This is a genomic window from Qipengyuania aquimaris, assembly GCF_009827445.1.
GTDB lineage: Bacteria > Pseudomonadota > Alphaproteobacteria > Sphingomonadales > Sphingomonadaceae > Qipengyuania > Qipengyuania aquimaris.
In genome coordinates, this window is sequence record NZ_WTYI01000001.1 from 735,275 (window position 1) to 748,339 (window position 13,065).

Below are 13,065 nucleotides of genomic sequence, written 5' to 3' on the forward strand. Positions count from 1 at the left end.
TGACGGAGCCTTGCCCCCGTAGGCGGCCTCGCTAAGGTCGTTATCCGTATTCCGGCGCGCGGGGGCGATTCCGGCCCTTGCTTCGCCCAACAGGGACGAAAGAAGGACCCATGAAGGCCACTATCGAACGCGCTACGCTGCTGCGCTGTCTCTCGCACGTTCAGTCCGTCGTCGAACGGCGCAACACTATCCCGATCCTGTCGAACGTCCTCATCGAGGCGGAAGGCGACGGCTTGCGCGTGATGGCGACCGACCTCGACTTGCAGGTGGTCGAACACATGGAAGCCAGCGTCGAGAGCGACGGTTCCGTCACCGTTTCCGCGCACCTCCTGTTCGATATTGCGCGCAAGCTGCCCGACGGCAGCCAGGTCAGCCTGGAAACCGCCGACAACCGCATGGCGATCAAGGCGGGCCGCAGCCGCTTCTCGCTGCCCACCCTGCCGCGCGACGATTTCCCTGTGATCGTGGAAGGCGATCTGCCGACGAGCTTCGAGCTTCCGGCCAAGACGCTCGCTGAAATGATCGACCGCACACGGTTCGCGATCTCGACGGAAGAAACCCGCTACTACCTCAACGGCATCTTCCTGCACGTTTCGGACGAAGACCAGCCCGTGCTCAAGGCTGCCGCGACCGACGGCCATCGGCTCGCACGCTTCACCCTTGCGCGTCCCGACGGCGCGGAAGGGATGCCGGACGTCATCGTGCCGCGCAAAGCCGTTGCCGAACTGCGCAAGCTGCTGGAAGAGAAGATGGACGGCAACGTCCAGATCGACCTGTCGGCCAGCAAGATCCGTTTCACCCTCGGCGGCGAGGGCGGAATGGTGCTCACCAGCAAGCTGATCGACGGGACCTTCCCGGATTACTCGCGGGTCATCCCCACAGGTAACGACAAGCTGCTCAAGATCGACCCGCGCACCTTCCACGAAGGTGTCGACCGTGTCGCCACGATCGCGACCGAGAAGACCCGCGCGGTAAAGATGGGGCTCGACAAGGACAAGGTGACACTGACCGTCACTTCGCCCGACAACGGCACCGCAACCGAAGAACTTTCGGCCGAATACGGTGCCGACGGCTTCGAGATCGGTTTCAATGCCGGGTATCTCAAGGACATCCTTGGCCAGATCGATAGCGACACCGTCGAAATCCACCTAGCCGATGCCGGTGCGCCGACGCTGATCCGCAAGGATGATGACAGCCCGGCGCTCTACGTCCTGATGCCGATGCGGGTTTAACGCTCGCAATCGGGTTCTTGCTTGGCTAGCGTCTCTCTCAAAGAGGGAGATGCGCCATGCACCAGGTTCACGTCGAAAAATCGAAACTGACCAACGCCAATTTGGTGGAGGGCGACGCTGGCCCGCTGGCCGACGGCGGTGTGCGCCTTGCCATCGAGAGCTTCTCTGTCACGGCAAACAACATCACCTATGCGGTGGTCGGCGACGGGTTCGGTTACTGGAATTTCTTTCCCGCGCCCGATGGCAAGGGCATCGTCCCGATGTGGGGCCACGCGCGCGTGACCGAAAGCAGACACCCGGGATTCGCTGAAGGGGAGCGGGTCTACGGCTATCTCCCAATGGCGACACATCTCGATGTAGTCCCGGGCAAGGTATCGGCTTCGGGCTTCGTGGACATGGCCGAACATCGCCAGCCGATGAGCCCGATCTACAACCAGTATTCCCGACTTGCCGCTGACCCGGAGCATGATCCCGCGCGCGAGGGTGAGCGCATGATCTTCGGACCGCTCTTCAAGACGGGCTTCCTCATCGAATATTTCATGCGCACGCAGGACTGGTTCGGTGCAGGGCAAGTGATCCTCACCAGCGCGAGCTCGAAGACGGCGATGGGCCTCGCCAGCGTGACCAAGCGCCGTTCGCCCGAGATCAGGCGCATCGGCCTGACGTCGGCAGGCAATGTAGAGTTCGTAAAAGCAAGCGGCCTCTACGATGAGGTCCTGCCCTACGATGCCGTCGGACAGATCGCCGCCGAACCCAGCGTTACGGTCGACTTTGCCGGTAACGCCGGACTGCTAGGCGATCTGCACCAGCACTTCGGGGATGCCCTCAAATATTCCTGTCTCGTGGGTGCCACCCATATCGAGGAGCGCGGTGCGGGCATGGGCGGCGCGGCGAATCTGCCCGGGCCGACGCCCACGCTCTTCTTTGCCCCGGACCATGCAGTGGCGCTCTTCAAGGAGCATGGCCCGGAAAAGGCAGGCGCGATGGTCGCCGAAAGCTGGCGCGGCTTCCTGGAAGACGCAGGCGATTCCATCGAAATCGAACGCCATTCCGGGCTTGCCGCAGCCCGCGATGTCTTCGTGGAAATGGTGGGCGGCAAGGTCGATCCCGCGAAGGGAATCGTGATCGAGCCTTAGATCTCGATAGCTATCTTGCCGAAGTGCCCGCCGCTTTCCTGGTGACGGAAAGCGTCCGCCAGTTCGGCTAGCGCGAATGTGTCGCTGATAACGGGCTTGATGCCATTGGCCTCGATTGCGGCGATCATGTCCTGCTGCATCGCACGGCTACCCACGGTCAGGCCCTGCACCTTCAGGTTTTTCGAAAACAGGAGGGCGGTCTGCACGGGACCGGCGAAACCGGCGAGCACACCTATCAGGGCGACATGGCCCCCGACCCTGGTGGCCAGCATCGATTGATCCAGCGTCCCAGCGCCGCCAATCTCGACGACGCAATCTACCCCGCGGCCGCCGGTCAGCTCGAGGGCTTTCGGACCCCAGGCCTCGACTTCCTTGTAATTGATGAGGTGGTCCGCACCCATCGATTTGACCCGTTCCAGCTTTTCGTCGGAGGAACTGGTGGCGATGACGGTGGCGCCCGCAGCCTTGGCGAACTGCAAGGCGAATATCGACACGCCGCCGGTGCCCTGGACGAGCACGGTGTCGCCCGGCTTCACTGCGTAATCGACGAATAGGGCGCGCCATGCCGTCAGCCCGGCGCAAGTCAGCGTGGCCGCTTCCGCGTGACTGAAACCGGCGGGGGCGCTGGTGAACCAGTGTGTCAGCGCGGTGATACGTTCTCGCGCGTAACCGTCGATCCCGTCACCGGGAACACGAGTGAACGCAGCTTGTGGCGGCTGCCCGTCGAGCCAGTCGGGAAAGAAGGTGCTCACGACATGATCGCCGACAGCGAATTCGGTGACACCTTCACCAACTGCAGTGACCACTCCGGCCCCGTCCGACATCGGAATACGTCCCAGCTCGGTCGGTATCATCCCTCTTACGACCGCATAGTCGTGATAATTCAGCGAGCTCGCCTTGATGTCCACGCTGATTTCACCTGCCGACGGGGGAGGGGGCGCGTCCATCTCGACGAGTTCGAGAGCGTCCAACGTGGATGGTGTGGCAGTAGTGCGGATAGCTTTCATTCTGCGGCCTCCGCCAGTTCGGCGCGTTGCGGCCCGCGGATCAGTCCTCCCGGCGTTTCGCCAGTCCATTCTCCTTCGCGGAATGTCACGACGCCATTCTTGATGGTCGCGACATATCCATCGGCCTTTTGCAGCAGCCTCTTGCCGCCAGCGGGCAGGTCGAAAGCAAGCCACGGCTTGCCCAGCTTCAGGCGTTTCATGTCGATAATGTTGATGTCCGCGAGATAGCCCGGTGCGAGTATACCGCGATCCTCGAGGCCGTAGAGACGGGCCGTGTCACTGCACTGGCGCTTGATTGCATTCTCGAGACTGATGGTCCCGCGCGAACGATCACGCACCCAGTGCTGGAGCATGAAGGTGGGCGAGGCTGCATCGCAAATCGTGCCGCAATGCGCGCCGCCGTCCGACAGCGAGTTGACGGTGTCGTCGGCGTGCTGGAGGTCGTGGAGAAAATCGAGGTTGCCGTCCGCGTAATTCAGGATGGGAAGGTAGATGAAGCCTTTGCCATCGTCGCGGCAGAGCAGGTCATAGGCATATTCGTCACCCGAAACGCCCGCGGCCTTCGCGCGTTCGAGAATGCTTTCCTCGGCTGTCGGCTCGTAATTGAAGTCGGGGTCCATTTCGAACTGCATGTTCCAGCCGCCGCATACGACCATGATCAGTCCGATGATGTCCTGGTTGACCTCGGAAAAATCGTGTTGCTCGGCAAGCAGCCTGGCCTTGAATTCGGGATCGAACAGCTTTGCCTCCTGCTCTTCCCACGGAAGGTCCTCGATTCTCTTCCAGCTCGGTTTGAGGCGGAAAGGATGGACCGTGCCGCGCCATGCCATGACAATGCCATTTCCACGCAGCGCGATCTGGGCGACGATATTGGCACCATTGTCGTTTTCCGCGCGCATGGAGGTTATCTGCTCGTCCAGCGGCATCTCCTTGGCGATCGACTGTAGCGCGGCATAGGTGCAGGGCAGGCCCGTCTCGCGACTGAGCGCGCCCATCCAGCCGAACTCGTCCCAGTCGCGCTTCATGTCGCTGGCCATCTCGAATACGCCATGTCCCGCCCGGCCCATGGCGCGGCCGATCTCGATCAGTTCTTCCTTGGTGGCCGTGGTCCCCGGCACGACCTCGCCGTCGACATCGCGGTGCAGGACCGTGCGAGAGGTCGAGAAGCCCAAGGCACCGGCCCGCACGCCTTCCTCGACGATGGCAGACATCTTCCTGATGTCCTCGTCGGTCGGAACAGCACCGGGCCGTTCGCGGTCTCCGAGTACGTAGGCGCGCACAGAACCGTGCGGGACGTGCGTCCCGACATCGACCGTTCGGGGCAGCTTTTCGAGTGCGTCGAGATATTCGGGGAAGGTCTCCCAATCCCAGCTCATGCCCTCGGCGAGCGCGGTCCCGGGAATGTCCTCGACCCCTTCCATCAGGCCGATCAGCCATTCATGCTTGTCGGGCTTGGCGGGCGCGAAGCCCACGCCGCAATTGCCCATCACGACCGTGGTGACGCCGTGCCAGCTGCTGGGGGCCATTTCCTGGTCCCAGGTCGCCTGTCCGTCATAATGGGTGTGAATGTCGACGAAGCCAGGCGTTACCAGCAGGCCGGAGGCGTCGAATTCCTCTGCAGCATCGCCCGATATCTCGCCCACTGCGGCGATCAACCCGTCCTTGACGGCGACATCTCCGGTAAAGCGGTCTTCTCCGGTTCCGTCGACGACAGTCCCTCCGCGGATGATCAGGTCGAATGCTGGCATGGTTGTGGCTCCTCTCTCGAAAGAGAAGGTTCCACATTGCAACCTATGAGTCCAGCGCCGACTAGTCGGGACGGCGTGTCATTTGCACGCTCAGCAGCGTTGCGACTCCGACGAAGAAGAGCAGGTTGATCGAGAGCATGCCGATGCGCTGGTCGCCCGACCACAGCGTGAACTGCTCGACCAGAAGAGGGCCCATCCAGACCGTGATCGTGCCGGCGATCGCGTATAGCCCGAAGAACTCTCCGCTCCGGCCCTCTGGGGCGAGTGCAACCAGCATGGTTCTGCTCGAAGAGATGCTGGCCGTCGCAGTGACAGCGATGATGCTGATGAGGCCGAGGTATGCGAGATCGGAGAGAGTAGGAAATATGATACCGTCCCAGACCTCGAAATTTGCGACGAGGCCGAGGAAAAGGCTTTCCTGCGTGATCGACAGCTGGACGAGCCCGGTGACAATCATGGCCCCGATTTCCAGCGCCAGAGCGCGCTTCACGCCGACCTTCTCCTCCAGCCACCCGCCGAAGATTCCGCCCCCGAACGCGCAAATGCTCGCGAAAATCGCATAGCAGAGCATCTCGAGAAAATTCCATTCGAGGAACAGCGCGACATAGACCGCTCCGAGTGCCAGCAAGGCTGCCATCCCATCGGCGTAGAACATGCGCGCCAGAAGGAATTTCATGAGCTCGCGGTAATGCGCTGCCTCGCGGACCGTGCGAATGACGCTCTTGGCGCCCTCGCGAAATGCCTTGGGCCAGCTCGCACCGGGCGTTCCCGGGTCCTTCGCATTGAGGAAGAAGGGGATCGAAAAGCCGGCCAGCCATGCGGCACAGACGGGTCCTGCCAGCCGTGCGTGTTCGAATTTGGTGAGGTCGACGCCGAACTGCGCTTCGGCGAAGGGCCAGCCAACGAGCGCGGGCAGGACGAAGAGCAGCGCGATGGCGATGAAGATAAGCGATGCGGCGAGGTTGCCGAGGCCGAGGCCGAGACCGGATATCATCGCCAGCCGCCGCGGTTCGCCCGCAACGCTCAGCATCGCGTTATGGGTGACCTCGGAATAGGTGTAGCTGACATAGGCAATTACCAGCAGTGTCATGATTACCGGCACCGACAGGCCCTGTCCTCCCGGCATTGCGAACCACAGCAGAGCCGAGCAGATCGTGATGGCGGCGAGGAAGATGGCAAGGATCGGCTTCAATCTGCCGCCCCGGTCCAGAGCCGCCCCGAGGAACGGTGCTGTAAGCGCGGCTATGAAACCCGCCCACTTGGTGACCGAAGCGATGGTCGCTTGTCCGCGTGCATTTGCCGCTGCCTGCGCATCTTCGGCAGCAAGTCCATCGAGCTCTCCGCTTGCGAGCAGGTCGGCCCCGATAATGTCGCGCGCAAAATACGGCGCAAAAATGTAGATGACGATCAGGATGTAGTAGGGGTTTCGGGCCCATTCAAACACGGCCCAGGCAAATCCGGTCTTACCCAAAGCGCCCCCGGTCCCGCGCGATCCCCGCACCGCCAAAGGACGGACGAGAGGATCGGGAGCGGCGCTGTCCATCAGTCGCCTAAACGGGCATCAGGCCGCTGCACGGTCCTCGCCTTCCGGTGCATCCAGGAATTCGCGCAAGGCTGCCACGCTTTCATCGGCGTGGGTGAGAAGGAAGAGGTGTCCTCCGCCCTTCATGACTTCCAGCCGGGCATTGCGGATCGCGGAAGCCAGGATGCGCCCGTTGATCAAAGGCACGATCTGGTCGTCGTCGCCCATCATGATCAGCACTTCCTTATTGAGGAAGGGCAGGGCGGGCAGGCTTGTCCAGCCGAGCATCGCCAGTAGCTGGTACATGTAACCACGCGGAGACGGCGGCTTGAGCCGGCCGATGTGGCTGTCTTTCTGATGCGCTTCGCCATCGGGATCGACACCGCCATACAGCGTGGCGAAGTGTTCGTTCATGAACTCCGGATCGATGTAGCGGCGCGGATCGGCCATCTTGGTAAGTGCCGCTGGATTGCCCGGCACCATCAACATGCCTGCGGTGGTTGCCGCGAGTACCAGCCTGCGGGTGCGTTTGGGGTGCTGGAGCGCGAAATGCTGGGCCATGGCACCGCCCCAGCTCACGCCCATTACGTCCACTGTCTCGACGCCAAGGCGATCGAGGATCTGGCTGGCAGTCCAGCACATCGTGAAGGGATTATACGGCAAGACCGGATCCGGACTTTCACCCGTGCCCGGCATGTCGAACATGACGAATGCGCGTTCCGTCAGCATTTCCGCCAGCGGTGCGACGGCTTCGATATTCGCCCCGATGCCGTTGAAAAACAGCAGCGGCGGATGCTCGCTTTGCTGGTCCAGACGCCAATGCGCGACGCGCAAGGTACGACCGCCTGCCTCGATCATCTCGATAGTGGCGGTCATGGGTTCGTCTTTCGATGCGGTCACGCGCGTATCCTGTTGCTTGCCGACGAGGGTGTCAGCACTCCTCCATAACGTAGAGACCGGGGGCGGGGTCCAGCGGCTGGTACGCTTTGTTCCCCAATTTCGCGGGGGCCTTCTTCTTCTCGCCGGCGCGGCTCTGCACCCATTCCATCCAGTATGGCCACCAAGAGCCTGAAACCTCTTCGGTTCCCTTGAGCCACTCGTCGGCAGTCTCGGGCAGCTTTTTCTTCTCGTCCTTCTGGATGTAATAGCGCGCTTTCGGGTTGCCCGGCGGGTTCAGGATGGCCTGCATGTGCCCCGAATGCGACAGGACGTAGGTCACATCCTTCGAGCCGAACAGGCGCGTGGAGCGATACGTCGCCTTCCACGGCGTGATATGGTCGGTCACACCGCCCAGGATGAACAGGTCGCTGGTCACCTTGGATAGGTCGATCTTGTGGTCGACCATTTCGACCTCGCCCTGCTTGGTGAAAGCAAGGGTTTCGAAGACGGTCAGGAAGTCGCCCATCAGGGCAGCTGAAAGGTTGGTCGCGTCTGCATTCCAGAACAGGACGTCGAATGCGGGCGGATCCTGACCGAGAAGGTAGTTGTTGATCACGTAGTTCCAGATCAGGTCGTTCGGACGCAGCCAGGCAAAGCCACGTGCAAGATCGTCGCCCTTGATCACGCCCTTCTTGGACGCGCGGCGCTTGGCAAGGGCCAGGCCGTTTTCCGACACCAACGAACCGGCTTCGATATCGTTCTGCTTGGGGTGGAGGACGCAAACCATCAGCGTCAGCGCACCGAGCAGGTCATCCTTGTCGGACGCCATCTTGCTGGCCAGCATCGAGGCAGTCTGGCCGCCGGAACAACCGGCCGAGACATTGACCTTCTTGGAGCCGGTGATCTTGCTGACCGCTTCCATCGCTTCACGGCAGGAACGAACATAGTCGGCCATGTCCCAGTGGCCCTGCTCCTTGGTCGGATTCTTCCAGCTGATCACGAAGGTCTGGATGCCGTTGTCGAGCTGGTACTTCACCACCGATTTTTCCGGCGAAAGATCGTTGATATACATCTTGTTGATCTGCGGCGGGATGGTGAGCTGCGGGATCTCGTAAACTTCGTCGGTGGTCGGTGCGTACTGGACCAGTTCCATCATCTCGGTGCGCAGGACAACCGAGCCTTTCGACGTGGCGATGTTTTCGCCCAGCTTGAACGGCTTCTTGTCGACCTGGCTGACCATGCCCTTGTTGTGGACCATGTCGTCGTAAGCGTTCTTGAGCCCCTTGATGAGGCTGAGGCCGCCGGAATCGATAGCCATCTTCTGCGCCGTCGGATTGCCGACCAGCGTATTCGTGGGGGCAAGCCCGTCGATGATGATATTCGAGATGAAGCGGGCGCGGTCGCGCTCCAGTTCGTCGAGTTCGAGGTCTTCGAGCCAGCGGGAAGCGCCCTTCTGCACCGCGAGGTAGTATTGCATGCCAGCCCGCATGAACGGATTGTACTGCCATGCAGGATCGCGGAAGCGCTTGTCCTTTGGGTCGGGTGCCAGTTCGCTCTTGCCGGTCATGATCTTGATCATGTCCTGGCCGACTTCCTGGCTATGCTTCATCAGTCTTTGGGGATCGGATGCGGTCTCGCGCAGCATGACGGCAACCGCACCGAAGATATCCTCCCGCGTCAGGCCGATAAGCGGGCCAAGTGCGCTGGTGGATTGTGCGGCTTCGTCTTCGAGCTGTGCCATATCGTGTGGATCCTCTTTTTCTTTGTTCTTGCTACTATTCCAATGCAGCGCGCCGCGCCAGTGTTCCGCTTATTTGCGCGCGGCAATCATGCTTTCGATGTCGACGAACTTCTCGCGCGGGGCGCCTTCACGCGCCGCAGCGGCTTCCGCTTCCTCGATCTTTTGCCAATCGCGGAAGGTGACGATGTCGAGGCCGCGATCGCGCGCGAGTTCATCGAAACCTTCGCGCCCACGTTTGCGCCCGCCTTGCCCGATATCTTCTGCCACTTTCTCGATCACGCCGTAACCGTCCGGGCGGTTCGTCCCGATAGTGCCCGTGGGGCCGCGCTTGGCCCACCCGACACAATAGAGGCCCGGCAGGATGCGACCCTCGTCATTGGCGAAACGACCTTGTCTTTCGTCGAATGGAACCCCGTCGATGGCGGACGAGCGGTAGCCGATGCATGTCACCGCCACATCGGCCGGCACTACGTAGGTCTCGCCGGTACCGGTGGCGCGTCCTTTCTCGATGGTGGTGCGTTCGACTTCTACTCCGGTGAGGCGACCGCCCTCGCTTATGAAGCGGACCGGGTTCGCGAAGAAATCGAATTCGATGGCAATCGCCTTCTCCCCATGGATGCTTTCCGGGATGGCGGCGAAATCGCGTAGGAGCGTCACGGATTTACGCAGGCCGGGTTCGAGGATCGCGTCATCATCGACGGGAGGAAGATCGTCTCCGTCTACCCGAGGGCTTGCACGGTCTAGATGCATCAGCTCGCCCAATTCCTTGGGGGTCATCATGATCTGGTGCGGTCCGCGCCGACCGAGAATGGTGATGGTTTCGAGGTTGGAGCCGCGTAGCATTGCGAGGGCGTGCTCGACTATATCCGATCCTGCCAGCTCGGCTTCGGTCTTGGACAGGATACGGGCCACGTCGAGAGCGACATTGCCCATGCCGATGACGACCGCGTGGCGCTTCGACAGGTCCGGATCGATGGAGGCAAACTCGGGGTGACCGTTATACCAGCCGACAAAGGCAGCGCTGCCGAAGATATTCGCAGCATCTTCACCTTCCAGCCCAAGCGACCGGTCCTCGGGGGCACCTGTGGCGAATACCACGGCGTCGTATAGGTCCTGCAACTCTGCGACGGAAACGTCTTCGCCGACCGTCACATTGCCTACGAAGCGGACGTTGTCGCTCAGAGCGGTTTTTTCGTACCTGCGAGCGACTCCCTTGATCGACTGGTGATCTGGCGCCACGCCCGTTCGGATGAGCCCATAAGGAACTGGAAGCTTGTCGAAAACGTCGACGCGGGCGTCATCTTCCCATTGCTTCCCTGCAGCTTCGGCAGTGTAATAGCCAGCCGGGCCGGACCCGATGATTGCGATATGACGCATGAGCGGTTTTCTCCCCCCGCAGTTCTGTCGACGACAATGCCTTTAGGCATCCCGCGACGCAAGCACCCTCGCGAACCCTGCATATGCAGCGCACCTGATGGTTATGCATTGGGTAACGATTTCCCGCTAAACGAGCCCATCTACCGCGTGATAAAAGCGGATAAACGGGACGATCGGGTTTTTGATATGAGTGGATTCTTCTCGAAGCGGGGCAAGAAGCCTTCCAAGGCAAAAGTTGCGGCGAACGAAAACCCGGGCGGCGAGACCGATGCGCCTCAGGCGTTTTCGCGCATCCAGATGCTCGACAGCTTCGAGAACGCCGGCTTGGGATGGTTCTGGGCAACCGATGCAGAGAACCGCCTTATTTATCTGTCTCCGTCCGCTGTCGATCAGGCTGGATTGACCAAGGAAGAAACGATCGGCCAATCTGTTGCCGATTTTTTCCACCAAGACGAAGAGCACGTTCGGGAAGGCCGTCCGCTGAAATTCCTGGTCAGTGCACGGAACTCCATCTCACACCACCCGGTAAAGGTGGCCGCAAGTCGCGAAGAAAGCCCGCAATACTGGGAATTGACCGGCGTCCCGCAATACGATGAGGAAAAGAACTTCATCGGCTATCGCGGAAGCGCGAAGGATGTCACCGCCAGCCGAGCTTCGCGTATCGATGCCGAACGAATGGCGCAGTATGATTCCCTCACTGGCCTCGGCAATCGACACAGGATGACCAAGCGGCTCACTTCGACGCTCAAAGCTTTTCACGCATCCCAGCGTAGCTGTGCGCTGCTGATGCTCGATCTCGATCGGTTCAAGCAGGTCAACGACACTCACGGACATCCGGCAGGCGACGACCTGCTCAAACAGGTCGCGAACCGGATCGAACGCATTGTTGGCAATAAGGGCGAAATCGGGCGCCTAGGCGGCGATGAATTCCAAGTCATGCTGCAGGATATGGATGACCGCGCCGAATTGGGCGAGCTTGCCGATCGCTTGATCAAAATGATCTCCCAGCCATACCAGGTGAACAACACCCGCGTGACGATCGGCACTTCAGTTGGTGTTGCGGTTTCTCCGTTCGACGGCGTTGAGCCCGACGAACTGGTCAAGGCAGCCGATCTTGCGCTTTATGCTGCGAAGAACAAGGGTAAGGGTTGCTATCGCTTTTATAATGTCGACATGCGCGACGGGGCACAGACGCGTAACCAGATCGAGACGGATCTGCGTCGTGCGATGGAAGATGGCGAGCTGCGCATGTACTACCAGCCGATCGTCAGCTCCCAGGACCACAATCTCAAATGTCTCGAAGCGCTGATGCGCTGGGAGCATCCGGAGCGGGGCTTTATCCCGCCATCTCAGTTCATCCCGGTCGCCGAGGAGATTGGGATGATCAATGAGCTTGGTGATTGGGCCTTGCAGCAAGTTTGCAAAGATGCTGCTGGCTGGCCTTTCGAGCTACGCGTTGCCGTCAATGTTTCGGCGATCCAGTTCGCACAGGATGATTTCCCTGAAAAGGTGAAAGAAGCTCTGCGTGAAGCGCGAATGCCTCCCGCCAGGCTCGAACTCGAAATAACGGAAAGCGTCTTCGTCGGGGATGCCGGACGGACACAGGAAATGTTCGAAGACCTGAAGCGAATTGGTGTGCGGCTGGCTCTCGATGATTTCGGCACCGGGTATTCTTCGCTCAGCTATTTGCAGAAGGCACCCTTCGACAAGATCAAGATCGACCAGGCGTTCGTCCGCGGCGCAACCGAGAAGGGCAACAACAATCCTGCGATCATGTCGGCCATCGTCAACCTGGCAGAATCGCTTGGTATGGAAACGGTGGCAGAGGGCGTTGAAACGAAAGACGAGCTCACCCTCGTCAAGGAACGCGGCGCAAGTCACGTCCAGGGCTTCATTTTCTCGCCTGCCATCAGCCATGACGAGCTTCTCGAAAGGCTCGAAAACAAAGAACTAAAATATGAAGCGCGCGGCCCGGAGCGGTTCCGTTCCGAACGCAAGAGCGTCTTCCGCAGGGTCGGGCTAATTCACGAGGATCACCGGTATCATGTGACTATGCGGGACCTGTCCAAGACAGGCGCGAGGGTCGAAGGGCTACTCAATGTGCCGGTCGATACGCAGGTCGTTCTCGATCTTGGTGGCGGGCAGCTTGCAGTTGCAGTCGTTCGCAGGTCGGAAGAGTACACTCAAGGGCTCGAATTCGAGACGCCTCTGATCAGTGACGGTGCGGACGGTCTTTGCACCCGTCACCGTGTCTCGCCCTACGAGATCGCATCTGCATCCAACGCGCCGCTCGCCAGTCTGCCGGAGGACCCGTATGCCTTGCTCATGGCGGAAAACGCCGCGAACGGCACGCGCAAGCAGTTTCTCGAGGTCGATACGAGCAATGCGTCCCGCAAGCGCAAAGCCGGCTAAAGGTGATTTCG

At 60.7% G+C, this 13,065-nt stretch carries 9 protein-coding genes; 3 read left to right on the forward strand and 6 right to left on the reverse strand.

Annotated features, from left to right (window positions below):
* The first annotated feature begins 110 nt into the window (after positions 1–110).
* Positions 111–1,232 carry a DNA polymerase III subunit beta gene (gene dnaN, locus GRI34_RS03650; protein ID WP_090479659.1) on the forward strand — a complete coding sequence of 374 codons (1,122 nt, stop codon included), beginning with the start codon at positions 111–113 and terminating at the stop codon, positions 1,230–1,232.
* Positions 1,233–1,288: 56 nt separating this feature from the next.
* Positions 1,289–2,368: a DUF2855 family protein gene (locus GRI34_RS03655; RefSeq protein WP_160594773.1), complete on the forward strand. Its 1,080-nt coding sequence runs from the start codon at positions 1,289–1,291 to the stop codon at positions 2,366–2,368.
* Here GRI34_RS03655 and GRI34_RS03660 read toward each other — a convergent pair.
* From GRI34_RS03660 to GRI34_RS03685, 6 genes are all read right to left on the reverse strand, one after another.
* A complete protein-coding gene (locus GRI34_RS03660) occupies positions 2,365–3,375 on the reverse strand; it encodes a zinc-dependent alcohol dehydrogenase family protein (protein WP_160594774.1) in 1,011 nt (336 codons plus the stop codon). The genes GRI34_RS03655 and GRI34_RS03660 overlap by 4 nt on opposite strands.
* On the reverse strand, positions 3,372–5,123 hold the full coding sequence (locus tag GRI34_RS03665) for an N-acyl-D-amino-acid deacylase family protein (protein WP_160594775.1): 1,752 nt from the start codon (positions 5,121–5,123) through the stop codon (positions 3,372–3,374). Before GRI34_RS03665 ends, GRI34_RS03660 begins: the two co-directional genes overlap by 4 nt.
* Positions 5,124–5,184: 61 nt before the next feature.
* Positions 5,185–6,666, reverse strand: coding sequence for an MFS transporter (locus tag GRI34_RS03670; protein WP_160594776.1), 1,482 nt, complete (start codon positions 6,664–6,666; stop codon positions 5,185–5,187).
* 18 nt (positions 6,667–6,684) lie between these two features.
* Positions 6,685–7,545 carry an alpha/beta fold hydrolase gene (locus GRI34_RS03675; RefSeq protein WP_325065174.1) on the reverse strand — a complete coding sequence of 287 codons (861 nt, stop codon included), beginning with the start codon at positions 7,543–7,545 and terminating at the stop codon, positions 6,685–6,687.
* A gap of 31 nt (positions 7,546–7,576) precedes the next feature.
* Positions 7,577–9,265: a PHA/PHB synthase family protein gene (locus tag GRI34_RS03680; protein WP_160594777.1), complete on the reverse strand. Its 1,689-nt coding sequence runs from the start codon at positions 9,263–9,265 to the stop codon at positions 7,577–7,579.
* A 69-nt stretch (positions 9,266–9,334) separates the two neighbouring features.
* A complete protein-coding gene (locus GRI34_RS03685; RefSeq protein WP_160594778.1) occupies positions 9,335–10,642 on the reverse strand; it encodes an FAD-dependent oxidoreductase in 1,308 nt (435 codons plus the stop codon).
* A gap of 186 nt (positions 10,643–10,828) precedes the next feature.
* Between GRI34_RS03685 and GRI34_RS03690 the strand changes: the two genes are divergently transcribed.
* On the forward strand, positions 10,829–13,054 hold the full coding sequence (locus GRI34_RS03690) for an EAL domain-containing protein (RefSeq protein WP_160594779.1): 2,226 nt from the start codon (positions 10,829–10,831) through the stop codon (positions 13,052–13,054).
* Positions 13,055–13,065 lie beyond the last annotated feature (11 nt).